This window comes from Alicyclobacillus suci, from assembly GCF_017329615.1.
Lineage (GTDB): Bacteria > Bacillota > Bacilli > Alicyclobacillales > Alicyclobacillaceae > Alicyclobacillus > Alicyclobacillus suci.
Genome location: NZ_JAFMTW010000024.1, coordinates 26,865 through 52,389, shown reverse-complemented (window position 1 = coordinate 52,389; position 25,525 = coordinate 26,865). Strand labels below are relative to the sequence as shown.

Annotated in this window: 23 protein-coding genes and 1 other RNA gene; 4 read left to right on the top strand and 20 right to left on the bottom strand. The window is 52.0% G+C overall.

The annotated features are described in order from the left end of the window. Positions 1–77 precede the first annotated feature (77 nt). The 9 genes from fliF to topA all read right to left on the bottom strand — a co-directional run bounded on the left by fliF (position 78) and on the right by topA (position 8,556). Entirely contained in the window at positions 78–815 is a 738-nt protein-coding gene (gene fliF / locus J3482_RS12555) for a flagellar basal-body MS-ring/collar protein FliF (protein WP_236018205.1), read from the bottom strand. Between the two features lie 26 nt (positions 816–841). Next, positions 842–1,141, bottom strand: coding sequence for a flagellar hook-basal body complex protein FliE (gene fliE, locus J3482_RS12550; protein ID WP_236018204.1), 300 nt, complete (start codon positions 1,139–1,141; stop codon positions 842–844). Between the two features lie 13 nt (positions 1,142–1,154). Continuing rightward, positions 1,155–1,589 (bottom strand): flagellar basal body rod protein FlgC, encoded by a 435-nt coding sequence (flgC, locus tag J3482_RS12545; RefSeq protein WP_146821751.1) that lies wholly within the window; start codon positions 1,587–1,589, stop codon positions 1,155–1,157. Between the two features lie 6 nt (positions 1,590–1,595). After that, a complete protein-coding gene (gene flgB / locus J3482_RS12540) occupies positions 1,596–1,982 on the bottom strand; it encodes a flagellar basal body rod protein FlgB (RefSeq protein ID WP_223204024.1) in 387 nt (128 codons plus the stop codon). A gap of 221 nt (positions 1,983–2,203) precedes the next feature. Next, on the bottom strand, positions 2,204–3,595 hold the full coding sequence (gene hslU, locus J3482_RS12535) for an ATP-dependent protease ATPase subunit HslU (RefSeq protein ID WP_188332136.1): 1,392 nt from the start codon (positions 3,593–3,595) through the stop codon (positions 2,204–2,206). Between the two features lie 60 nt (positions 3,596–3,655). Continuing rightward, positions 3,656–4,186, bottom strand: coding sequence for an ATP-dependent protease subunit HslV (gene hslV / locus J3482_RS12530; RefSeq protein WP_223204023.1), 531 nt, complete (start codon positions 4,184–4,186; stop codon positions 3,656–3,658). Positions 4,187–4,212: 26 nt separating this feature from the next. Then, on the bottom strand, positions 4,213–5,106 hold the full coding sequence (gene xerA, locus J3482_RS12525) for a site-specific tyrosine recombinase/integron integrase (RefSeq protein WP_146821747.1): 894 nt from the start codon (positions 5,104–5,106) through the stop codon (positions 4,213–4,215). Between the two features lie 3 nt (positions 5,107–5,109). Further along, on the bottom strand, positions 5,110–6,417 hold the full coding sequence (gene trmFO / locus J3482_RS12520) for an FADH(2)-oxidizing methylenetetrahydrofolate--tRNA-(uracil(54)-C(5))-methyltransferase TrmFO (protein WP_146821881.1): 1,308 nt from the start codon (positions 6,415–6,417) through the stop codon (positions 5,110–5,112). A 33-nt stretch (positions 6,418–6,450) separates the two neighbouring features. Further along, positions 6,451–8,556 carry a type I DNA topoisomerase gene (topA, locus tag J3482_RS12515; protein ID WP_146821746.1) on the bottom strand — a complete coding sequence of 702 codons (2,106 nt, stop codon included), beginning with the start codon at positions 8,554–8,556 and terminating at the stop codon, positions 6,451–6,453. Positions 8,557–8,956: 400 nt separating this feature from the next. Here topA and J3482_RS12510 point away from each other — a divergent pair, with 400 nt between their 5' ends. Then, positions 8,957–9,826: an MYG1 family protein gene (locus tag J3482_RS12510; RefSeq protein WP_146821745.1), complete on the top strand. Its 870-nt coding sequence runs from the start codon at positions 8,957–8,959 to the stop codon at positions 9,824–9,826. A gap of 512 nt (positions 9,827–10,338) precedes the next feature. Further along, positions 10,339–11,184 carry a pirin family protein gene (locus J3482_RS12505; RefSeq protein WP_146821744.1) on the top strand — a complete coding sequence of 282 codons (846 nt, stop codon included), beginning with the start codon at positions 10,339–10,341 and terminating at the stop codon, positions 11,182–11,184. Between the two features lie 124 nt (positions 11,185–11,308). Here the strand turns inward: J3482_RS12505 and J3482_RS12500 are convergent, their stop codons facing one another. The 5 genes from J3482_RS12500 to J3482_RS12480 all read right to left on the bottom strand — a co-directional run bounded on the left by J3482_RS12500 (position 11,309) and on the right by J3482_RS12480 (position 16,482). Continuing rightward, positions 11,309–13,168: an ABC transporter ATP-binding protein gene (locus J3482_RS12500; protein WP_146821743.1), complete on the bottom strand. Its 1,860-nt coding sequence runs from the start codon at positions 13,166–13,168 to the stop codon at positions 11,309–11,311. After that, entirely contained in the window at positions 13,165–14,892 is a 1,728-nt protein-coding gene (locus tag J3482_RS12495) for an ABC transporter ATP-binding protein (RefSeq protein WP_146821742.1), read from the bottom strand. The genes J3482_RS12500 and J3482_RS12495 overlap by 4 nt, the downstream gene beginning before the upstream one ends. Continuing rightward, positions 14,889–15,368, bottom strand: coding sequence for a MarR family winged helix-turn-helix transcriptional regulator (locus J3482_RS12490; RefSeq protein WP_146821741.1), 480 nt, complete (start codon positions 15,366–15,368; stop codon positions 14,889–14,891). Before J3482_RS12490 ends, J3482_RS12495 begins: the two co-directional genes overlap by 4 nt. Positions 15,369–15,472: 104 nt before the next feature. After that, on the bottom strand, positions 15,473–15,784 hold the full coding sequence (locus tag J3482_RS12485; protein WP_146821740.1) for a DUF3892 domain-containing protein: 312 nt from the start codon (positions 15,782–15,784) through the stop codon (positions 15,473–15,475). Between the two features lie 110 nt (positions 15,785–15,894). Then, entirely contained in the window at positions 15,895–16,482 is a 588-nt protein-coding gene (locus J3482_RS12480) for an HNH endonuclease (RefSeq protein ID WP_188332122.1), read from the bottom strand. Between the two features lie 160 nt (positions 16,483–16,642). On the opposite strand from J3482_RS12480, the gene J3482_RS12475 reads away from it, so the two are divergent. Next, positions 16,643–17,236: a CbrC family protein gene (locus J3482_RS12475; protein ID WP_146821738.1), complete on the top strand. Its 594-nt coding sequence runs from the start codon at positions 16,643–16,645 to the stop codon at positions 17,234–17,236. A 115-nt stretch (positions 17,237–17,351) separates the two neighbouring features. On the opposite strand, the gene ssrS is transcribed toward J3482_RS12475, so the two are convergent. The 5 genes from ssrS to J3482_RS12450 form a co-directional block, all read right to left on the bottom strand. Continuing rightward, a non-coding RNA gene (ssrS, locus tag J3482_RS12470) (6S RNA) lies at positions 17,352–17,530 on the bottom strand. 112 nt (positions 17,531–17,642) lie between these two features. Then, positions 17,643–18,752, bottom strand: a complete 1,110-nt coding sequence (gene dprA / locus J3482_RS12465; RefSeq protein WP_223204005.1) for a DNA-processing protein DprA — start codon at positions 18,750–18,752, stop codon at positions 17,643–17,645. 204 nt (positions 18,753–18,956) lie between these two features. Continuing rightward, on the bottom strand, positions 18,957–19,871 hold the full coding sequence (gene sucD, locus J3482_RS12460) for a succinate--CoA ligase subunit alpha (RefSeq protein WP_021296488.1): 915 nt from the start codon (positions 19,869–19,871) through the stop codon (positions 18,957–18,959). Between the two features lie 12 nt (positions 19,872–19,883). Continuing rightward, the gene (gene sucC, locus J3482_RS12455) at positions 19,884–21,038 is read right to left on the bottom strand and encodes an ADP-forming succinate--CoA ligase subunit beta (protein ID WP_146821737.1); all 1,155 of its coding nucleotides are present in this window, start codon (positions 21,036–21,038) and stop codon (positions 19,884–19,886) included. A 147-nt stretch (positions 21,039–21,185) separates the two neighbouring features. After that, positions 21,186–21,581 (bottom strand): hypothetical protein, encoded by a 396-nt coding sequence (locus tag J3482_RS12450; protein ID WP_146821736.1) that lies wholly within the window; start codon positions 21,579–21,581, stop codon positions 21,186–21,188. A 160-nt stretch (positions 21,582–21,741) separates the two neighbouring features. Between J3482_RS12450 and J3482_RS12445 the strand changes: the two genes are divergently transcribed. Then, on the top strand, positions 21,742–23,235 hold the full coding sequence (locus J3482_RS12445) for a YifB family Mg chelatase-like AAA ATPase (RefSeq protein ID WP_206915643.1): 1,494 nt from the start codon (positions 21,742–21,744) through the stop codon (positions 23,233–23,235). An 85-nt stretch (positions 23,236–23,320) separates the two neighbouring features. Here J3482_RS12445 and J3482_RS12440 read toward each other — a convergent pair whose 3' ends face one another. Then, on the bottom strand, positions 23,321–25,162 hold the full coding sequence (locus J3482_RS12440; protein WP_146821734.1) for a PAS domain-containing sensor histidine kinase: 1,842 nt from the start codon (positions 25,160–25,162) through the stop codon (positions 23,321–23,323). Between the last annotated feature and the right edge of the window lie 363 nt (positions 25,163–25,525).

The following is a 25,525-nucleotide window of genomic DNA, read 5'->3' as shown; positions in this document are numbered from 1 at the left end:
CGTCACGTTCGCATGCACCACAACGACAGCGTTACCGGCGCCGACAATTTGTTGTAACCCGCTTGTCAGTTTCTCGGTCATGTCGTTTTCAACACTCTGCGCAAAGCCAATTCTGACGAGGCGCCACCAACAGTGGAAGCGCCCGCAGCACCATCCGGATTAGACAAGGTGTTGCCGTTTTGGTCCACGACACTCACATTGTTTACACTGAGCCCTTGCACAGAATGCGCCACGAGTTGCTGAATCCCAGCGACTTGCGTAGCCGACAACTGAACGCCGTTGCCAAGCGTGACAAAAACAGACGCTTTTGCATCCTGCGTCGTTTGACTGACGAACAACTGCTGCTGAGGCATCACAATATGTACCTGTGCCGACTCAACGCCGTCGATGCTCGAAATCGTCTCGTTCAAACTTTGCTGCAACGCATCCAAAACCTGAATATTAAATTCGTCCTGCGTCATCCCCATCGAATTGCTGACACCCGAGTAGCCGATGTAACCAGATTGAGGAAGACCCGCTTCCGCAAGTTGCACACGGGCTTCATTGGCGTCCTTTGCAGGAACCAAGACGGAACTACCCTCAATTTCATTCGGGATTTTTAACGTCTGCAACTGGGTCTGGACTTGCCCCAACGACTTATCGTCCAAACCGCTCATCACCATGACATAATGCGGCCGCGATACAATCCACAAAAGCGCAGACAGCGCCGCGAGTACCGCCACCGCAATAATAATGACATTGCGGCGCATATTGGGTGACACAGACTTCCAGCGGTCAACAACCCGCGTCCACATCCCACGCAGGGTTTCGTTCAAGTTCGTTCACCCTCAATCTATCGCTGTCAAATCTGCATGTTCATGACGGTCTGATACGCACTCGTGACTTTGCTCGCCACTTGCGAAACCATGTCGACCGCCAAGGAGGCCTGTTGCTCGGCAATCATCAACTGCGTTGCCGTAACCGACCCGCCTGTCGCGTACGACTGTGCCATTTGATCGGCCGTTGCGCTAACTTCGTTCACCTTATCTAACTCTTTGGCGAGAAAGTCGGAAAAGCTCGTCTGTGAAGCACCCGCTGACTGTGCAGGAGCCATTTGACCCACCGCACCAGACAGCACGGACTGAACTGCTTGTATCGCCATCGCGTGTCACTCCTTACTTCCCGATGTTCAATGCATCCAAATCCATTTGCTTGGCCGCATCAAAAGCTGTCGAGTTCGCCTCGTACGCCCGTGAAGCGGTAATCATATCCACCATCTCCGTCGAAATGTCGACGTTTGGCATTTGAACATACCCGTTGACAGCGTCTGGATTCGTCGGGTCATAGACGGACTTCAAGGGACTCGTATCCTGCGTGATGGACGTCACCTGAACACCTGCATCGTTGGTGCCAATAGCTTGTCCGAGCGCAGTTTGAAACGATGATTGTCCAGTTGCCGGCGCAAAGTTTACAATTTCCCGGCGATACGGCCCTCCCTGCGGCGTGCGCGTCGTATTCGCATTCGCAATATTATTCGAAATCACATTGAGCCAAAGTTGATTGGCATTTAATCCACTTGCCGCAATATTCATGCTGGACGTATCAAACACCGTTCATCAACCTCCTTGTATAGCGGTACCCAAACGTTGGAGTCGCATGGACACATCTTGCGCGAGCACTTCATATTTGACCTGATTTTCCGCGATATCGACCATTTCTGAAGTTAAGTCGACGTTGTTGCCATTGTTATTGACGGTCGAACTCGTGTCCGTATACACAGTGGGTTGTACATCTGGCAAGTTATTGACCTGGTCCGAGGTGGACAAAGGAATATGTTGTTGCCCCATCATCTCGGTTGGATTCGCGGTCAACGCCTGTTGAAAGTACGTTTCAAAGGCGACATCCTGTCGTTTGTAATTTGGCGTTTCAGCATTTGCAATATTGTTTGCATACACCTGTTGACGCAGTGTCGCCGCGTCGAGCGACATTTGCAATAACTGCATCGTATTCACTCTACATACCCCATCCACACGGTTTCCTATTTCGACGACAAGTGTAATGATTCGTCGAATCTTGTCATAATCCTGCACATGGAATTTTGGCGAAGGTAAAAAGTTCCCGCTGTTCACGGACTGATCACAAAACGGCAACTGCGATATACCTAGGCATATCGCAGTTGCCGTTTCCCTCACTTATGAATCGTTCACAAGTTTCTACCCATAACTTACAAAATAAATTGACTCACGTCTCTATTTTTGACGATGGTTTGCAACTTTTCATCGACATAAGCAGCCGTGATGGAAATCGATTCGAGATTCACATCCGGCGCTTCAAACGACAAGTCCTCAAGGACTTTTTCGACCAACGTATGCAATCGCCGAGCCCCGATGTTCTCGGTATCCTGGTTGACCTGCTGAGCCATCTGCGCAATTCGCTCAATCGCATCGTCCGTGAACTTGACGGCAATTCCTTCTGTTTCCAAGAGCGCCGCATACTGCTTGAGCAACGAATGCTCCGGCTCGCGCAAGATTCGTTCGAAATCCTCTGCCGTCAACGGCTCCAACTCGACGCGAATCGGGAAGCGCCCCTGCAACTCCGGAATCAGATCAGACGGCTTAGCTACATGAAACGCGCCAGCACCAATAAACAACATGTAGTCGGTCTTCACCGCACCGTATTTCGTGGTGACCGTCGATCCCTCGACTATCGGCAAAATATCACGTTGCACGCCCTCGCGCGAAACATCTGCTCCGCGCTGCTCTTTTCCGGCGATTTTATCCATCTCATCAATGAAGATGATGCCCTGATTCTCCGCGCGATAAATCGCTTCGGCGTTGACTGCATCCGCATCGATTAAGCGACCCGCCTCTTCCTGCGTGAGCACCTTTCGTGCCTCGCGCACCGTCATTTTGCGCTTGCGTGTCTGTTTAGGCAACAGATTCCCAAGGGCCTCCTGGATGTTGCCGAGTCCCTCCGGACCCATTCCCGGCATAAAGCCAAGCGACATTCCATTCGCCTGCTCCTCGACATCAATCTCCACGTAGTGGTCCTCGAGTTCACCCATATCCAATTTATGTCGCATCCGTCGCCGTTCCTCGCGAACAGACTCAGAACTGGCTTCGTGCGATGGCCGATCCGACTGGTTCCCGCCACCAAACAGCATTTCAAACGGATTCCCCATCTTCCGGCGCGCGTTCGGGTCTGGCACCAGTGCGTCAACAATGCGATCATTCGCCCGCTCTTCAGCTTCCTTCTGCACTTTTTGGGCATGTTCAGCTTTGACCATGCGCACCGCCGTCTCGACGAGATCTCGCACCATCGCCTCAACATCGCGCCCAACGTAGCCGACTTCGGTAAACTTCGTAGCTTCCACCTTGATAAATGGCGCCCCGACGAGCTTTGCCAAGCGCCGCGCGATTTCCGTCTTCCCGACGCCAGTCGGACCAATCATCAAGATATTTTTGGGTGTGACTTCAGCCTGCAAGTCTGGTGGCAATTGCGCACGACGGGCGCGATTGCGAAGCGCGACAGCCACGGCTCGCTTCGCGCCGCGTTGACCCACAATATATTTATCCAAGTGCTCTACAATTTGGCGCGGTGTCAACTCGTTCTCAATAGACACAAAATTCCCTCCCTGAACCTCGAAGGTTTACTACCCCCAAAGTCATACGTATCCTCAGCCGACCGTTTCTACAATGATATGATCATTCGTAAACACACAGATCTCGGACGCAATTTCGAGTGCCTTTTTGGCGATTTGCTCTGCGGACAAATCGGTGTTGCGCGCTAACGCCCGACCGGCGGAAAGCGCAAACGCACCGCCAGACCCAATGGCGCAAATACCATCGTCCGGCTGAATCACTTCACCGCCGCCGGAGACGACGAATAAATCATCTTCGTTCATCACAAGCAACATAGCTTCCAGTTTGTGCAACACTTTATCCGAGCGCCATTCTTGCGCCAACTCCACCGCCGCGCGCTGCAGATTCCCTTGGTATTCCTCGAGACGCTTCTCAAACTTCTCAAACAGGGTAAATGCGTCGGCGACCGATCCGGCAAAGCCCGCAACCACTTTACCATGGTAGAGACGGCGCACTTTGCGCGCACCTTGTTTCATAATCATACTGTTTCCAAGCGTGACCTGACCATCTCCGGCCATCGCCCCTTTACCGTCTTTCAATACCGCGAATATCGTCGTGGCATGCATCGTTAAATCCACCTTGGCACATCCTTTCATTCGCCCCTCGGCCGCTCTGACCGTGGGTGACTGTCTTGATACACGCGCGTCAATCGCTCGCGCGAAGTGTGCGTGTAAATTTGTGTACTCGATAAACTTGCATGCCCCAGCAATTCCTGAACGCTACGCAGGTCAGCGCCACCATCGAGCAAGTGGGTCGCAAACGTGTGACGCAATCCATGCGGACTGAGTTTGCGCAAACCTGGCACCTGCGCGATGCGCTTATCCAGTATCCTGCGTACACTTCTGTCCGTCAGGCGGCCGCCACGGGCGTTGACAAACAGGGCGTTCGTCTGCGCAACGCGCGACCGCAACTGCAAGTACCGTCTAAGTGCATCGCACGCAGCCGAACCCACGATGACATACCGCTCCTTCGCGCCTTTGCCAAAGACGAGCGCCAATTGCTCGTCAAGAGAAATATCGCCGACGTCGAGCGCTACGCACTCACTGACGCGCACACCCGTTGCGTAGATGAATTCGAGCAACGCCCGGTCTCGCACATCCGCAAACGAGTCACCATCCATGTGATTCAGGAGTGTCGAGACCTCCTCATGATAGAAATACTTCGGAATGGTTTTATCTTTTTTCGGCAAGGCCAATGCGCGCGCCACGTTCGCACTCACCAGCTCATGTTGTTCAAGATAGTCAAAAAAGGAACGATAACACGACAACCGGCGCGCGACCGACGCTTTGCTGACGCCGCGCGTCATTTCCCCTGCCAAAAAGCCTCGCAATCGTTTTACAGTGACTTCTTGGGGTTCAGTCACACCATGTGTTTTGAGATAGTCGAGTAAACACGCCAAATCCTTCTCGTACGCAGTCAACGTGCGTTGACTCCACTTTTGTCGACGCGCGCTAAGAAACGCCGTTGTGCACGCCTCTAAATCCATCTGTCACACCTTCAACGTTTCAATTTCACGGGCGAGCGCTGCCAGCGCCCTATCAGCGTGCGCCTGATTGCGCGCCCGCTTGTCTTTAAATCGTTCCTCGAGCGGCGGAAATAGACCAAACGTCGCATTCATCGGCTGAAAGTTGTCTGCTGACGTATGCGTAATATAGTGCGCGAGACTGCCGATAGCCGTAACCTGAGGCATCGTCACAGGCTCCTTATTCGCCGCCACACGTGCCGCATTCAATCCCGCGATTAAACCAGCTGCCGCCGATTCCACATAACCCTCGACGCCAGTAATTTGCCCTGCAAAAAACAAATTCTCCCGCACCTTTGTCTGATAGGTCGGCTGTAAAACTCGAGGACTATTAATATAGGTATTCCGGTGCATGACGCCGTAACGCACGATTTCTGCATTCTCAAGCCCTGGAATCATGCTAAATACGCGTTTTTGCTCGCCCCACTTGAGGTGCGTCTGAAACCCAACCAAGTTAAACAAGGTGGCAGCGCCGTTATCCTGGCGCAGTTGCACGACGGCATGCGGTCGTTTGCCTGTCCGCGGATCTCTCAATCCGACTGGCTTCATGGGACCAAACAGCAAGGTTTGTTTGCCCCGCTCAGCCATAACTTCAATCGGCATACATCCCTCAAAATACCGCTCTTCCTCAAAATCCTTCAACGACGCGCGCTCCGCATGAATCAGTGCGTCGTAAAACGCCTCAAACTGCGCCTCGTCCATCGGGCAATTCAAGTACGCCGCCTCGCCCTTATCGTAACGCGATTGCAAAAACACCTTATCCATGTCCACTGATTCCTTCGTGACAATCGGTGCAGCGGCGTCAAAAAAGTACAAGTAGTCCTGACCAATAAAACGTCGAATGTCCTCCGATAGCGCTTGCGACGTCAGCGGCCCCGTTGCCACGATGGTGATTCCGTCCGTCGGGATGCTCGTCACCTCTTCCCGGCGCACGGTGACATTGGGGTGCCCACCAACCAACTCGGTCACACGCGCGGAGAAGCGCTCGCGGTCTACCGCCAGTGCGCCGCCAGCTGGGACACTATGTTCATCTGCCGCGCGAATGATCACCGAATTCAGGCGTCGCATTTCCTCCTTGAGCAAACCTACCGCATTCGTAATCGCGGCAGCTCGTAATGAATTCGTACAAACCAGTTCCGCAAATTCTTGCGTATGGTGCGCTGGTGTCTGTTTGACCGGCCGCATCTCGTACAATGTCACTTCGGCACCCGCCTCAGCGGCTTGCCATGCGGCTTCCGAGCCGGCCAGTCCCGCCCCAATTACAGTCACTTTCAAATTTGTCAAATCAGACGCTCCCTTTTATCCATCTTAAGACGACTTTCGCTTGCCTTCTTCCTCCAGAGGCGCTGCGTGTGGGTGTGCCTTTTCATTGCTGCAGACAATGGTCACTTTTCCACGCGATTGCTTTTCAACTAACGGATGTGAGCAAATCGGGCACAGTTGACCCGTCGGTTTTTGCCATAGCACATAGTCACACTCGGGATAGCCACTACACCCATAGAACACTTTGCGCCGTTTACCACGCCGCTCGACCAGCGGCTTATCACATTTCGGGCAGTTGACGCCTACTTCTTTCGTAATCGGCTTCGTGTTCCGACACTCAGGAAAGCCCGGGCAGGCGAGAAATTTGCCGTAACGGCCATTCTTGTACACCATCATCCGACCGCACTTGTCACACGGCACATCCGACTCTTCATCTTTGATTTCCACGTGCTCAAGAGAGCTCTCGGCGTGTTCTAAGTCCTTTTCAAACGCGTGATAGAACTCATCCAACAGTTTGACCCAGTCCGCCTCACCGTCTTCGACTGCGTCGAGTTCCCCTTCCAGGTTCGCCGTAAAATCCACGTCGATTAGCTGTTTAAAGTTCTCGACCAACAACTCCACCACGATTTCCCCAAGCTCTGTCGGAACAAAGCGCTTTTGCTCCAAAACCACGTAGCCGCGCTTCAGAATCGTGTCAATCGTCGGTGCGTAAGTACTCGGGCGGCCAATACCCAACTCCTCCATCGCCTTCACGAGGCTCGATTCAGAGTAACGCGGAGGAGGTTGTGTAAAATGTTGCTCCGGCGTGACCTTTTGTGTTTTCAAGACTTGCCCCTCAGACACCGGTGGCAACAAACGACTCTTGTCGTCGTCGTCCTGGTCGTCATTGCCTTCAATATACACCGCCATAAAGCCTGGAAATTTAATGACGGACCCTGTCGCGCGAAACCAAGCGCCATTCACCTCGGAATCGACGGACGTAGTGTCAAGAACAGCAGAAGACATTTGGCTTGCGACGAAGCGCTCCCAAATTAACTTGTATAGTCGGTATTGATCCTTCGACAAGTGGTCTTTGATCAAATCTGGATGCCGCAGCGTCGACGTTGGTCGAATGCCTTCGTGCGCATCTTGCGCGTCTTCGTTCTTACTGTACTGACGCGGTTGACTCGGCACGTATTCCGCACCAAATTCACGCCGAATGTAGTCGCGCGCCTCTTCTTGGGCCGACTGCGCAATCCGCGTGGAATCTGTACGCATATAGGTGATTAAACCAACAGTTCCTTCTCCTGGTATATCGAGCCCTTCGTACAATTGTTGCGCGACCGCCATCGTCTTGTAGGCCCGGAAACCGAGCTTGCGCGCTGCTTCCTGTTGCAAACTACTCGTGATGAACGGTGCGGCCGGATTACGTCTGCGCTCTGATTTTTTGACCTTGCGGACGGTCAGTGCATCATTTCCGATTCGCGCAAGTAGTTCGTTGACCGCCTCCTCGTTCGGAAGTGGCGTCTTTTGCTCATCATATCCATAGAACCGAGAGGTTAATTTCTTTCCATCGACCAACGACGTGACGTCGACGGTCCAATATTCCTCCGGTTGAAATTTGCGAATTTCGTTTTCCCTGTCCACAATCAAACGGACTGCCACAGACTGTACGCGACCTGCGGACAGGCCTTTGCGCACTTTTCTCCAAAGCAGTGGGCTTAATCGATACCCCACGAGACGGTCGAGAATGCGTCGAGTCTGTTGCGCGTTGACGACATCCATGTTGATCTTGCGCGGATTTTTAAAGGCATTTTTAATCGCGTCTTTAGTAATTTCATGAAAGACGACCCGACAAGAATCGTCTGGATTCAAATCGAGAATGTGCTGTAAATGCCATGCAATCGCTTCCCCTTCGCGGTCAGGGTCCGCTGCGAGATACACTTTCTTCGCCTTTTTGCTGGCACTGCGGAGGGACTTAATGACATCGCCCTTCCCGCGAATGGTGATGTACTTCGGCTGGTAATCATGCTCGACATCGACGCCGAGCTGTGACTTGGGCAAATCGCGAACGTGGCCCATGGAGGCTTTCACCGCATAGCGTTTCCCCAAATACTTTCCAATCGTTTTCGCTTTTGCGGGCGATTCGACGATGACTAAATAATCGGCCACAGCTTCTCCTCCTGTTCGTCTCACGCCATGGCGATAACTGGTGCCTTGGTTCAACCCATATTATCACCCGACTAAATTTTAATGCAAACGCGTTCTACCGCGAGTTTTGTCGAATCCATGGAAAACCGTCCCTTGAATCACCAAAGAAATTTCAATTCATTTGGTTTCCATTGCCCAACTGATGCCGTCACAAAACTAGATCCTTTCCATTTTGTTCGGTTGATTCATATCCTTATCCCACAAGGGAAGGTTTTGTCAAGAACATGACGGATGAACAACCGTTGCGATGGAATACTCGAAATACAGTTCGCATTGTTACCCTGTGCACAGTTTCTTCATTTATAATTGAGCAGCCCGATGAGGCACGTTACACCAAATCGTCTTGTAAGGAATGAAATGCATGGTCATTGGTACGCACCACGGAAAGTTTCACGCGGACGAAGTGTTCGCTGTCGCCATTTTGAAACAGTTTTACCCTGATGCCAAAGTCATCCGCTCCCGCGACGAGCAAATTCTTAGCCACTGCGACATTGTCGTCGACGTAGGGCGTGGAAAATACGATCACCATTCGACGGACAAAGTTTATCGCGACAATGGCATCCCCTACGCCAGCGCTGGCCTCATTTGGCGCGATTTTGGACACGAATGCGTAGGGCGGCTAAACACGAGCGCGGATGCAGATAAAGTGGTACAAATCATCGATGAACGACTCATTCAAGCCATCGATGCAATTGACAATGGTGTCGATCTCGCCCGTGACGCCCGAATCAAAGGGATTTCCGAACTCATCGCCAGCTTTAATCCACCTTGGAACTCAGACTTGGACGAAGATGAAGCCTTTCACGAGGCCGTCCAATTTGCCACCAGCATTCTCAATAACACCCTGCGCGCGGAAATTGGCCGAATTGCCGCAATCGATATTGTAAAAGAAGCATTTACGAAACGGGACAGAAAGGAAATTCTCGAACTCGCTTCGTTCTGTCCATGGTCAGAAACGTTATTCGACCTAGACCAAGACCAATCCGTCTTGTACGTCGTCTTCCCTGACCGACACGGACAATACCGCATTCAAGTCGTCCCCAAGGTGCTCGGCTCGTTTGAAGCACGCAAGCCGCTGCCAGCGTCTTGGGCTGGGAAAGAGGAAACTGAACTGAATCAACTGATTGGCGTCGACGATGCCGTGTTCTGCCATCCAGCTCGCTTTATCGCGGGTGCGAGATCCCGTAGTACCATCCTCAAAATGGCTGATCTAGCGATTCAAAGCGAATGATCTGATGTCAGATGGCGCGCGGTTGCCAAACACTTTAGCCAACGGCAACTGCGCGCCACCTGCAACGCGAAACAAACTTGCAACGATTCAATCTATTTCTCGAAAAATAATGAAAATCGCGCGAATGTGACAGGCCTTGACACCAGTATCATCGGCACTTCAGCATCCGTCAGAATTTTGTATTTTTCGCCCCGCCGGGTCGACGTCGCTCGACAAAACTTGAAATTCCACTGCCCCCACACCTCTATCATAGAGTTGGTCTATTTCTCTACCGTCTATGCATATGTATCGACTATACCAAGGAGAGAGGGGACAACCTATGCAAGGACAAGTACTAGAACTGATTTGCGACGGAGACTATTGTGCAATGGATGCCGAGTTGCGCGAAATATATACCATTGCGGATATCGAGAGCGACGAGTGACCACAGCCTTCCAGGTACTTTTCTAATGGTACTATGGTAACATTGCCTTGTTTGATAGATTGTAGTCGGAAGACAAGGGTGTGTTACCATGGATACACAATCAACTTATGCACGCCATATTGAACGCGTCTGGACAGTGGAACCGCAGCAACAAAGCGAGAACCATACAGTCGGAATGGTTCTCGAGCCGGGAAATTGGACGCTCTACGACCCGTTTCTGTTCCTCGCCGAAGACTGGTTTACCAAAGGGACTTTTGATGTCCATCCGCACCGTGGGATCGAAACAGTGACCTATGTGATTGAAGGTCGACTCAATCACTACGACAACCGTTTCGGAGAAGGACAACTCGCCCCGGGCGACGTGCAATGGATGACAGCGGGTCGCGGTGTCATCCATCAAGAGGATGCTGCACCCGGAGAAATCGTCCACAGCCTTCAACTGTGGATCAACTTACAGAGCCACAACAAAATGACCGCACCACGCTATCAGAATTTGCGTAGTGCGGATATGCCCACTCGACATGTGGAAGGCGGCACCGTTCGGATTTTCTCCGGGTCATCCGGCGGTATAAAGAGCAATACGCAAAACCATGTTCCTGTGACGATGCTAGAAATCCAACTAGAGCCAGGCGCCAAGCTAACCGAGAACCTCCCAGGTGGATACAATGGATTTATTTATATCCTAGAAGGAAGCGGTTATTTCGGTGAGAATCGGCAGCTTGGTAACCCAAAGCAGGTTCTTTGGCTCAGTCGTGACAAAAACGTGGCAGAAAGTATCCTCGAGATGACGGCTACAACAAAACTCCGAGTGCTACTTTATGCCGGACAACCTGTGGAGGAACCCGTTGCCGCCTATGGCCCATTTGTCATGAATACTCAGGCGCAAATCAAACAAGCCTTTGAAGATTACGCATCCGGTAAGTTCGGACAATGACCGACGAAGACGGAACACCGAAATCACCTAGGTGGGAGAGCCAAATCCGGTTTCCCACCTTTTATCGTTCTTGTACCTGCCTTGTCTTATAGTCAGGATAAATGAGAGTACCCGTTTCAGCTTGTCACACAACCCCTGTCGCCGTACGCAATGCGAATTGGCTATTGTACAAATCCGCATAAAAGCCACCGCGGGCCAATAGTTCGTCGTGCGTCCCCTGTTCAATGACGCTCCCCTTATTCATCACAAGAATTAAATCCGCATCCCGAATCGTCGACAGGCGGTGTGCAATCACGAAGCTCGTACGCCCCTTCATCAGCACATTCATCGCATTTTGAATCAGAAGCTCCGTACGCGTATCCACACTGCTCGTGGCTTCATCCAAAATCAAGATAGCCGGGTCTTTCAAAATCGCCCGCGCAATCGTCAGCAATTGCTTCTGACCCTGCGAAATATTGGAAGCTTCCTCGTTGAGTACGGTCTCGTACCCATCCGGCAACGTGCGAATAAACCTGTCGGCAAACGCCGACTTAGCCGCCTGAATCACCTCTTCGTCTGTCGCACCTTCCCGACCATACGCGATATTGTCACGAATGGTCCCATGAAACAGCCAGGTATCCTGCAACACCATGCCAAACATGCTCCGCAAATTATCGCGCTTGAGTTGTGCTATATCATGCCCATCAATCGTGATTTTCCCAGCATCGACTTCGTAAAACCGCATCAGCAGATTGACCAAGGTCGTCTTACCCGCACCTGTCGGTCCGACAATAGCCACCATTTGACCGCGCTTGACGTCGATGTTCATATCACTGATAAGCGGCTTATCCGCTTGATAACCAAACCGCACATGCTCGAATGTCACGTCACCCCGCGGTTGTGAGATGACTTGCGCATCTGCTGGTTCCGCCACTTCTTCCACTTCGTCGAGGAGTTCAAACACGCGTTCAGCTGACGCCATCGTCGATTGAATAATGTTCGCAATACTCGACATCTGCGTGAGCGGTTGGGAAAATTGACGGGCGTATTGAATAAACGCCTGAATGTCACCAATTTGAATCGCTCGGTGCATAACCAACACGCCACCAATCACACTGACGAACAGATATCCGAGGTTCCCAATAAAGTTCATAAGCGGCATAATCAGACCCGAGACAAATTGCGATCTCCACGCAGACTCATATAACTGCGCATTGACTGACTCAAACTGCTCGATGGATTTCTCTTCGTGTCCAAACGCCTTGACAATTTTGTGCCCTGTGTACATCTCCTCCACATGGGCGTTCAATTGTCCCAGCGATTTTTGCTGTGCTTTAAAGTTTTTCTGCGACTTTTTCGCGACAAACCGCGTAACCAACAAACTCAACGGCAAAGTTAAAACGACCACCAATGTCATCAAAGGACTAATCGTCAGCATCATGACAATCACGCCAAGAAACGTGATAATTGAGCCAATCACCTGCGTCAAGCTCTGCTGTAACGTGGTGCTAATGTTGTCGAAGTCGTTGACAAAACGACTTAAGATATCGCCGTTTGGACGCGAATCAAAAAACTTTAGTGGCAACCGCGCCAACTTTTCATTCGCCTCGCGGCGAAGTGTGTATACGAGCTTCTGGGCGACGCCTGCCATGACATATTGCTGGACATATGTGAACGCCGCGCTAAAGATATAGAGAATCGCCAAGATCACAAGAATGTGAACGATTGGGCCGAACCGCAGATCATGGTGCGTCACGCCTTGAAACAGACGAGTGGTCGCCCGTCCCATCAAATCTGGGCTGATAATACTAAACACGGTGCTGAGAATCGTCGCGATGAGAACAACAAACAGACGTAAACGATGCGGACGAAAGTACCGGATGAGCCGGCGCAGCGTTCCCTTGAAGTCCTTCGCCTTTTGTACCGGCATCCGCCCACCGAAATTGCCCCGTCCCATCGGCATTGGTGGGCGCATTGGCGGAAGTTCGCGGCGGTCTTTGCTCATGCTGTCTCCTCCTCTGCCAATTGCGACGATACAATCTCCTGATATACCTGGCACGTTTCAAGCAATTCGCGATGGCGGCCAATCCCCACGACCTGCCCCGCATCCAACACGATAATCTGATCAGCATCCATCACCGTACTGACGCGCTGTGCGACGACAATAACGGTCGCTTCCTGCAATTCCTGGCGCAGTGCCACCTGCAATTTTGCTTCCGTCTTAAAATCTAGTGCTGAAAAACTATCGTCAAACACGTAAATCTCAGGGCGGCGAACGAGTGCCCTCGCAATGGACAATCTCTGCTTTTGTCCACCAGAAACGTTCATGCCACCCTGGTCTAAACGCGCTTCGAATCCGCCTTCCATCTCTAAAATAAAGGACGTAGCCTGCGCAATATCCGCAGCATATCGGATTTCTTCATCTGTCGCGTCTTCTTTGCCATAGCGAAGATTATCCGCTACAGTGCCAGAGAACAGCACGGCGCGCTGTGGCACAAACCCTATCTTTTGACGCAAATCTTGTTGTGACATATCCCGAATATCCACACCATCCACTAAGATTCTTCCGGCATCCACATCGTAAAAACGTGGAATCAAACTGACTAACGTCGACTTTCCAGAACCCGTGCCTCCAATAATTGCCGTTATCTGGCCTGGTTTGGCCTGAAAGCTAATGTGCTCAATCGCCGGGTGTTCAGCGCCAGGGTATGAAAATGTCACATCCTCAAACGCAATGGCGCCCTTTTCACCGTTCGGTTGCACGGGCTGAAGGGGCTCTTGAATCTCTGGCACCATGTGCAGCACTTCATTGATCCGAGCAGCCGATGCAGTCGCGCGCGGAATCACAAAAAACATCATCGAGACCATCATGATAGAAAACAAAATCTGTGTAACATACTGAATAAAGGCCATTAATGAGCCAATCTGCATATCCCCGTGATCAATCCGAATTCCACCGAACCAAACGATGGCGATAGTCGAAAAGTTGAGGATAATCATCATCGCTGGGCTCAAGGAGGCCATGGTCTGGTTGACCTTAGTCGCCGTATTCGTCAAATCAAAATTCGCCTGGTGGAACCGCTCTTGTTCATACTGAATCCGGTTGAACGACCGGATGACGCGAATCCCGGTCAAATTTTCACGAACCACTCGGTTGAGCTTATCCATCTTCTTTTGCATCGCCCGAAACATGGTAATCCCACGACTATAGACAAGATAAATGACGAGGCCCAAAATGGGCATGACCACAACAACCACAATCGCTAGCACCGCGTCCGTATAAAACGCCATCATGATACCGCCGATGGCCGTCAATGGTGCGCGTATCATCAACCTCAACATCATGTTGACCAATTGCTGCACCTGTGCAATATCATTGGTCGTTCTAGTGATAAGCGATGCGGTTCCAATTTGGTCAAACTCGTGTAGCGTAAAATTCTCCACATGCCGAAACACCTTACTGCGCAGTACTCGTCCAAACGATGCAGCCACGCGAGAGGAAAGAAATCCAGCGGTAATCGAACAAGCCGCAGCCGCGACCGACACACCAAGCATCAGCCCGCCAACACGCAGAATGTATGGCACATCGCCACGAACAATCCCAATGTCCACAATGTCGGACATCTGATGTGGCAAGTAGACTGTCGATAAACATTGCAAAAAAATCAGGAAAACAATACAGGCAACCGAAACGCGATAGGGTCGGAGCCCTTTCAACAACGCTTTCACCGATGTTCCTCCCCGCTCATCAGACGCTCCTCAGAACCCTGATAGTATTGACAGACTTGTGCCAGCAAATAGGCCAACTGTTCACTTTGCTCGGCACCCAGGTATTCGACCAAACCGTTCAAAGACTGTAACGTTTCAGATCTCGCCTTGACGATTTCGGCCTGTCCCTTCTCGGTCAATCGAACGCGGGTGACGCGTTTGTCGGATTCATCCACCCTGCGTTCGACGTACCCGCTCGCTTCCAGACCCTTAATCAGCTGTGTAACGGTCGGCACAGCGACATGCAGCAGGTCGCTTATCTCCGAAACCTTATAACCGCTCGAATGATGTTTCTCGCCTCTGCGAATTACAAACAGCACGCGAATATCACTCGGTTTTCGACCGGACGCGCGAGGCCCAAGCCAATGAACCCGGCGAAATCTCATAAATGACTGAAACAGCTTATGGGCTGGCGTTTGATCCTTATCTTCAACCATCGATACCGCCCCTTTCCCAAATCGCACAATTATTTTCTTAGGCAAACTAAACAATAATCCGTACGCCCAATAAAGTCAATCATCGGAGAAATGCGATTGGACATTTAAAATTCTGGCAAGTTATCGAGGTTGTTTTCGCGGATACCGTCTGGTTCACTGCGCAAAATGTCTCGACCATATTTGTGAAATACATCGACGTGCGCTAAGTGGCCAGACTTCGCCTCTTGCAACGCCGACACATAGTCCAGATCTCGCCCTTTGTCCGTGCGAACGGCGATAATATCCCCATCGTCATTTTTGCGAACCGCGACAATACGTTCCTGCCCGTCATTTTCCACGATTTCAGTTGTTGACGGATGATGTTCTGCGACGTAACGGTTATAAATCTCTTCATATTGATTGGATTGATCCGGCATCGATACATCCCTCCATTTGAAACTTTCGAATCGAACAATTCAAATCCAATACAGTCCCATTGTGCCCACATCGAAAGGATGTGCCCCATCGGCGGAAAATACTCATTTGCTTACGATTCTTTGCCGCGCGGTGCAGAGCCTTTGCGTTTATATCGACTTGCCGCATTCCGCCGGCGCTGAACGAACGCCGTAGCTAGACGATAACGCTCGACGATATACCCCGCGTACGGTGATGGATGCCCTTCTCCAGCCAGTAATTCAAGAAATGTATACGCATCTTCATTCTGACGCTTCTGGTTACACGTTTCGCAGGCACAAAACAAGTTTTCTGGATGATATGGTCCGCCATCGGAGTAGGGAATCACGTGATCGACCGTATTCGCCTCATTTCCGCACCACAAGCAGGTCGCACAATCCCGTTTAAACACAATCTTTCGATACATCGCATTGTTCTCGGGCGCGTCGTTGAGCCATAGCACACCGCGGCTGTCCCAATGCGCCCGGCCTGCCGCAACCTCCTTGGTCGCCCTATCCAACGTACAAGGCGTAAGAACCTTTCCCTTGGCGCTCTTGACCGGAACGACAGAACCCTGCTTCAACTGGTGCTCACAACTAGGGCACTGAAATTCCTGCCGCATGAGTGTCCGAATTGACCAAGTCGCTTTACAGTTTGGGCACATTCCTTCTGCTGGTTCCATGGGCAACCCCTTCATTCATCCTGTCCCAAAACCTAACAATCCCTTGTTTAGTCCGACTCGAGCATATGATGACCATTTCATTTCTAGTGTATGATCCTGCCGAGAACGTGTATTGTTATATGTACAATCTTAACGCAAATCTTCGCCCTGAGGTGATTGGATGTCGACACAGAAGAACGAACTCCCCAGCTTCCCATACCACCGAAATCCGCTGGTCACCGGCGCCATAGAAGCTCGCCAAATCACGTGTCAGGTCTGCGGTGAAAAGCGCCCATACGCTTATATCGGTCCCGTGTTTACCGACGAGGAGGTAGACGATATCTGCCCGTGGTGTATCGCTGATGGACGGGCGTCCGACAAATTGCACGCGGAGTTTGTCGATGCAGAGCACTGTGAACCCGTCGCCGATGCGGCGAGCGTAGCGACGCTCATGACGCGTACGCCCGGATTCAGCGGCTGGCAACAGGAACAATGGCTGAGTCACTGCGGGGATTTTTGTGTGTATATCGCCAACATCCCAAACCATGAGATGAGCCAACACGAATCCTTGTTAAAATCGATTGACCGCACTTCTTCGCCGTCGGTCGCTCAGTTACTGGACACGGTCTCACTCTCGCGCGCAGCGGAATTGGACCGTCTAATGAATGGAGAAAATCCCTATCGCATTCACGTCTTTGAATGCCGTCACTGCGGCGTCCGTCGCGGTTATGTCGACCACGCCGCCGACACCTTCGAAGACGACCTCCAACAATAACTGCCTGTGTTTTACACAGGCAGGGCGACAGCCCCTTGAACTTACCTTGAACTTATTGGAAAGATCACAAAAACCGCCATCGTGACTGACAGCGGTTTATCTATGTACTCGATGACAACTCCCCGTTTTGCCGTGAAGCCCACAGTTTTAACCTGCTCCTGGCAGGTGGGTATCCGCATACCGTCCTCGCAAGTCCACTCGATGATGGCTTTTGTTCCAACGATAATCATAGGATTCCCGTGTGATGTGCATTGGTTAAAAACAAATAACACTTCACCAACATCACAGGAGACGTTGTGAAGTTATCTTACCACGCACTGTACAACAAAACAACACCCATTTTATCCCAAAAAACCTATCACCGCCGTTCACACGCTCACATAACACAAACCTATCCAGTGTGCATTCAGAGGTGGATATCCATTTGGTAACGACCATCGGGCAGCCTCCGCACCAGCGATGCCAATTCCATCTCCAACAACTGTGCATGTACCTTGCCTGGCGCCGCTGCGGTCAAAAGCGCAATTTCACCTGCTCGCAGCGGGCCTTCTTCTGCAAGGAAACGGGCCAAATCCTGAAGGTGGCGAGGAATCAGCTGCCGTGGCAACAGTTCTCCACTTCCCTTTACGCGCTTGACAGGATGGCCATAGTGGACGAGAAGTGCAATGGGGTCGACCAACGGAATCGCTCCATCGACCAACAGCTGATGTGACCCTCGAAACGATTTCGATGTGATGGGACCCGGTACGACCCAAACGTCTCGCCCCAGGTCTAACGCGGACTCTGCCGTGCGTAGCGCGCCTGATTTCTCGCCTGCCTGAATAACGACAGTCGCGCGCGACAGCGCAGCAATCAAGCGGTTTCGCTCCGGAAAGCGATGCTTTGCGGCAAGGCTTCGCGGTGCATACTCGCTGAGTAATAATCCATGTTCCGACAAGCGACGATACAAAGGCCGATTACTCGGTGGATAGCAAACGTCAATCCCACATCCCAGCACCGCAATGGCACATCCGTCGCTATCGAGTACAGACTGGTGGGCACACGCATCAATGCCCATCGCCATACCCGAATAGACCACAATCCCGGCCTTCGCCAACGCGCTTGCAATCCACTTCGTGGCATAGGTGCCATAACTCGACGAACGACGTGTCCCAACGATGGCCACGCCATCGTCCTTCGCAAGGAGATCGATATTTCCCCGCGCAAAGAGGACGACAGGTGGATCAAACAAATCCAGTAGGCACGTTGGGTAGCTTGCATCTCCTTGAACGAGGCACTCGATTCCGGCGCCCGCCAACTCCATTTCCACGTGACCAGCACGGCGTGGCGCAGCTTCTTGCCACGCAGCCATTTTACGCGCGGTTTCAGGCCGCATACGGAGCGCACCGAGCCAATCATCTGGACTCGCTTCTGACAATGCGCGTACACTACCGAAATATGCGAACAATTTACGATACGTAGCGGCATCAAGGCCAGGACACAGAGCCCAGTAAATTCGCAACTCCCGTTCATCCATCCAATGTCACCCATTTCAATTGGATTGCTGACCCAATTGTCATAGAGATGGACAAGCCCGTCGATAACGTCCAGCAAAGATTTGTTACAAAATACGTGCTGTGCGAACATTTTTATATTCGATTTGAACGTCCCCATAAAAAAGCACCTCCCCAAACCCATTCCGGTTCCAGGAGGTGCTTGCAAGCCATCAAAATTAAGAGAATTAGATGGTCGCCTCGTGCGTCTTGCACTTGTCTAACAGGCCACGTTCCTCAATGACTGCGTACAACGTCGCACCCATCTCAGACGGTGTCGGCGCGACACGAATGCCACACTCTTGCATCTTTTTAATCTTCGACTCAGCCGTTCCAGCGCCGCCGGACACAATTGCGCCTGCATGTCCCATCCGACGTCCCGGAGGTGCAGTCACGCCCGCAATAAAGCCTACAACTGGCTTGGTCATATTCTCCTTAACCCACTCAGCTGCTTCTTCTTCAGCCGTACCACCAATTTCACCAATCATAATCAGTGCCTCAGTGTCGGGATCTTCGTTGAACATTTTCAGCACGTCGATAAATTCAGTGCCCTTCACCGGGTCGCCACCGATACCCACGACCGTAGACTGACCGATACCACGGCTCGACAGTTGATATGCCGCTTCATACGTCAGCGTGCCACTGCGGGAGATTACGCCCACCTTACCTGGCTTGTGAATATAACCCGGCATAATTCCGATTTTGCATTCACCCGGCGTAATGACACCTGGACAGTTCGGGCCAATCAGGCGTGTGTGACGGCCTTCCAAATACCGTTTCACCTTCACCATATCTAACACTGGAATGCCCTCTGTGATACAAATGACGAGGTCAAGCTCGGCATCCACTGCTTCCATGATAGAATCTGCTGCAAAAGCTGGTGGAACGTAAATGACGGATGCATTGGCGCCAGTCGCAGCAACAGCTTCAGCTACAGTGTTGAATACAGGCAACCCTTCAACCGTCGTACCACCTTTACCAGGTGTGACGCCGCCAACCATTTGCGTGCCATATTCCAAGGCTTGCTTAGTATGGAACAGCCCTGTCGCACCAGTGATGCCCTGTGTAATGACCTTTGTGTCTTTATTCACTAAGATACTCACGGTATTCCCTCCTCACACAAGCCCGACAATCTTCTGTGCTGCGTCCGCCAAGGAGTCAGCAGCGACGAGGTTGAGTCCAGACTGATTCAAGATGTCTTTCCCTTGTTGCACGTTTGTACCTTCAAGGCGGACGACCAATGGCTTCGTGAGGCCGAGTTGGCGAGCCGCGTTCACCACGCCGTTCGCAATGACGTCACACTTCATGATGCCGCCAAAGATGTTGACAAGGATGCCTTTAACATTGTCGTCGGACAGAATGATTTTAAAGGCAGCCGTAACCTTTTCTTCACTCGCTCCGCCGCCAACATCGAGGAAGTTGGCCGGTTCGCCGCCGTAATACTTGATGGTGTCCATCGTCGCCATGGCCAGTCCCGCACCATTGACCATACACCCAATATTCCCGTCGAGCGCGATGTAGCTCAAATCGTACTTGGAAGCTTCGATTTCCTTCGGATCTTCCTCGTCCGTGTCGCGCAGGTCGACAATATCCTTGTGGCGGAACAGCGCGTTGTCGTCGAAGTTCAACTTGGCGTCCAGGGCCAAGACGTCGTTGTCGCCCGTGAGCACCAACGGATTGATCTCGGCAATCGAGCAGTCCTTCGCAACAAACGCTTCGTATAGCGCTGTCATAAATTTTACAGCTTTATTGATGGCCTCTTTTGGCAGTTCCAATTTAAACGCAAGTTTGCGTGCCTGGAAAGGATTTAGCCCAACTGCGGGGTCAATCGTCTCGCGGAAGATCTTCTCTGGATGCGCTGCAGCCACTTCTTCAATCTCAACGCCGCCCTCCTGGGACGCCATCATGACAATGCGGCCTTGCGCACGATCCAACACCAGACCTATGTAATATTCCTTTTTGATGTCGGTCAGCTGTTCAATCAACAGGCGTTTTACCACCTTGCCCTCAGGGCCAGTCTGGTGCGTCACGAGCGTCTTACCGAGCAACTCGCGCGCATGCTGCTCAACCTCTTCAATCGATTTCGCCAGCTTCACTCCGCCAGCCTTACCACGGCCACCTGCGTGGATTTGTGCCTTGACAACCGCCTTGCCGCCAAGTTCCTTCGCAGCCGCGACAGCCTCTTCGACGCTGAACGCCACCTTGCCTTGCGGAACTTGCACGCCAAACTGGGCCAGGACTGCTTTCGCCTGATACTCATGGATGTTCACGTGCCATGTCCTCCTTTGCACATCATTACAGCAGACAAAAACCGGGACGAAGCACCAGTCGTACGCTGTATTGTCCTTTATCAGCATAGAACACCTGATGCGTATTTACAACTTTTCTTAATTGGGTAAGTTGTCTAATTCGCATCCCTAAATTTGAACAAGTGCACACAAATACGCGATGACAAATGCACCAGAGAGAAAGAGCAATACCTTGCGTGCCCTGATATCCCCGACCGCGTTTAGCCAAAGCCCGCAACCCAGCCCAACGGTTCCGGTAAACACGGCAATTATTGCGGCCTGCGTGCTCCAGGAGATTGGGCAGAGACCCAACACTGCGAAAACGACCGTCACCGCCACCAAGGCAAAGCAGAACCAACGAAGGTATTCCCACCGATTGCGGCGGAAAGGCGGTTTATTGGGTCTGACGTGACGCTCCGTCTTCCCCTTCTTGTTGTGGCGAGCTCGATAGGCCTTTAAATCGACGACCTGTCCACGTCGGCTTTGTCCCTCAGTTTGGTTTGAACGTTTCCGCGGGTTCTCCACAAGACTTCCCTCCTGGTTTGATGAAAAAGTAGTGAAATCGCAAAACCTGTGAACGCTTTCTCACGAGTCGTTTCGACACTGCCGAATTCTCCTCTACATTATGGCCTAGAACACGCGTTATTGCTATATCTAGCAGTAAACGGTGAAAGGAGCCACACCTATGTTAGGTACGTCTATCTCAGCAATTCACACGGGCCTCGTGCCTGAAGTCATCCGCGTGGAGGCGGATGTAAGCGGCGGTTTTCCCCGCTTCTCGATTGTCGGTCTACCCGACTCCGCCATTACAGAGTCTAAACTGCGAATACGCTCAGCGTTTCGGAACTGTGGCCTGCCATTTCCCCAAGGTCGAATCACAGTGAATTTAACCCCCGCAAATTTTCGCAAACGTGGATCCGGACTCGATCTCGCCATGGCCATCGCCATTCTCCGCGCAGCCGCCATCCTCCCCGCGGACGATGGGACGACGGCTTTTTTAGGCGAACTTCGCCTGTCCGGTGAACTCGCGCCCGTCGAAACCGCCATAAGTTTGGCGCTGCGCTTACAGGCTGCGAAAGTAGACCGTTTAGTGCTCGCAAAACGTCAAGTTGTTCCACCAGAACTGGCAACAGATATGCAAACCATACCGGCAGTAACCCTCACCGACGTGATTAGCATTATGACCACATCCACTCCAGTAAACCACGTGCCACCGTCTGATTCGGTTCCCCCACACGACACAAAGCACGGGACAGATCTCCAGCCCGGTCTGGTGGCACTCGACGGAATTCGCGGCAAGACTGCAGAGAAGCGATTGTTAGCCATCTCCGCTGCAGGGCGCCTGCCTCTTCTGTTCATTGGGCCACCGGGAATCGGCAAGACCTTGCTCGCGACGCACCTGGTCGATTTGTTTCCCGACCTCGACGCGCGAACCGCATTGGCCACATTGGCCATTCGCGAGTTGACAGGGCCAGGCGGTCACCTGAATCGGCGCCCCCCACTGCGCATGCCCCATCACAGTCTAACGGTCGCAGGGCTGATTGGCGGTGGCAATCCCCCACAACCTGGTGAAGTGACGCTCGCGAGCGAAGGCGTGCTCTTACTCGACGAATTGTTCGAATTTCAACGCGCCACCTTGGACGCGCTGCGGGAGCCGCTGACACACCACGAAGTCCACCTCTCTCGCGCGGGGCGCAGCGCCACCTTGCCAGCCAATTTTCTGCTTGTGGCAACCGCCAATCCGTGCCCGTGCGGCCAACGCGGCTATGGCGAGTGCCGCTGCATGGAAAGTGATGTGCGCCGATATTGGTCTCGCTTGTCTGGTCCACTGGCAGACCGCATTCCACTCATCGTCTACTTGAACAGACAACCACCGATACCCCTGCAGCCTGCACTCGACGTCAGCGCACAAACCCTTCAAACGCGCGTTCAGCACGCCCGAGAACAACTTGAACACAGTGAGGAAGAGACACCCTCTACACGGCCGTTGCCCCGATGGCTTGACGACGCAGCCGCAGCCTTTCTGAAAAGGGTAAACGAGCGAATCCTCACATCGGAACGCGCCAGACAACAAGCATTGCGCATCGCGCGGACCATCAGTGCGCTCGAAGGCCGGGAGACCGTCCTCAAGGTTGACATCGAAGAGGCTGTACTGCTGCGCAGCCACGCGCATATGTAACTCGGTACAAAGGTGCCGCAGGTGACACGCCAGAGACCGGGGCAGACCAGGCGCTGCACGCGGTAGCTGGCAGTTGCCCCAGCCATCACTGGGCTGCGGGCATCGACGCAGACCGCAGTGGCATGACAATCTTCACCTCTGTGCCGACGTTCACCTGGCTCTTGATTTCAACGTGGCCATGATGGTCAGAAATGATGCGGTTCGTCACCAATAACCCGAGCCCGGTGCCGCTCGGCTTCGTCGTGTGAAACGGTTGGCCAATTTTGTCGAGTTGATCTTCTGGAATTCCACAGCCGTGATCAATAAAACGAAGCTCAACCGTATCACCGACGCGCTGTACATCGATGACAATTTCCGCACCATCGTCACTCGCCTCAATGGCATTTTTCAAAATGTTCATAAAGACTTGTTTCATCTGATTTTCTACACAGGAAACAAACAATTGGCGTACATTACACCTGCGAATGAGGCGGATATTCCGCGGTGCGGCTTGCGTTTGCAACAACAGGAGCACGTGTTCCAAAATGGCAAGAATATCTTTGTACTCATACTTGACAGCTTGCGGCTTCGCAAGTGTCAATAATTCCTCAACAATGGCGTTGACGCGATCGAATTCGCGCAGCATCAAACCCGCGTACTGTACCGTGCGTTCGGGATGCTCCTGAATCATCTGCGTAAATCCGCGAAGCACGGTCATGGGATTTCGCAACTCATGTGCAATCCCCGCCGCCAGTTGCCCAGCGACCGACAGTTTTTCCGACTGCACAAGTAACTGCGTCGTCCGAACCCGCTCCGTAATGTCCCGTTCAATCGTGGATACAGCGACAATTTGTCCCGCCGCATTGCGAATGGGAGACAACGTCACACTCACGAAAATAGATTCCCCATCCTTGCGTTTGCGCACGGTCTCCCTGGAAATTTGTCTACCGGTCTCCTGCACGATTTGTAACCACTCATTCAGTTCGTTGAGGGATTCTTCGTCAGGCGGGAAGCAACCTGCAAAATCGTCTTCGCGCCAGCCGTACAGTTCTCTACAGGCCTGATTGGTCCGCACGAGATTGCCGCCAAAATCAAATAGGCAAATGGCATCGGCTGAGTAGCTGAAAATCGACTCAAATTCCTCCTTCATCGTCCAGACTTCCTGTTCACGTCGTTTGCGCTCTGTGATGTCCCGCCCAATCACCAATAAGCGATGTCGTTTTCCGTTCCGGAAAATTGGGATGGTAATGGTGTCAAAAATTCGCTGGGGCTGCCCCCGTGACCCAAAGCATGTCTCCTCGCGCACCGACGTACCTCTATCCCAAATGTCGCTATCGTCCTCGCGCACTAAGGAGTTGAAAACCGTGCGTGTTCCCAGGATGTCCGAAGTGGTTTTGCCGTACCACTCGTCGTCTTCAATGGAAAACAGCCGAAGTGCCGTATCATTGGTCTCCAGCCACCGCCCGTTCGCATCTTTGAACAGCACCACATCCGGAATTGCATTGATAAGCGTATACAATTGCTGTTCCCGTTCGCGTTGCGCCTCTTCCACGATTTTTCGATCACTGATGTCCGTACTAACAGCAATAAATTGATACGGCCGGTGCGTTGCATCGAGGAATGGCACCACCGTCGTCTGCACCCAGAACGGATTTCCATCCTTTTTGTAGCTTTGCACTTCCCCCCGCCAAACGCGACCGCGCGTCAGCTCACGTTTCATGTCCTGCACAAGTGCTTCATACTGTTCGCCATAAAACAGTTTGTTGTAATCGACTCCCAGCACGTCATCGCTACAAAAACCTGTTGTACTGCAGAATTTGTCGTTCACGTATGCCAATCGACCGTTTGCATCGATAATCGTGACAATACATGCCTCACTTAACGCCACTTGAATATCGGTTAAGACCTGCAGTGCGTGCTTCAATTCTGCCTCAACTCGCCGGAACATAACATCGCCTCACCCATGATTTTACATATTCGTGCCTGTGCACTCTATTCACCAGTTTGCACGAATTGAAAAATACTCAACCTGCTCTTCTATTCCTAAGCTGGCAGTGAACGCTCGATGAATCTTCTTTCAACAAGGTTGCACAAAGGTTGCACAAATCGGCGGTCTAAGGTTAAATTAGGCGATAAGGCTTCGTGATTTACACCTCAATGGTAATGAAACGGCCACGCATACCAATTCAAAACACGCATTGCAGTGGTTTCAAGGCGTATGTTCAAAGTATATTTAGTTTTGTCTTGTCTACTCGTTTCGACACCCTTCTCGTAGGCGAATCTATATACTAAGTACCCATCGGAGCGCTGC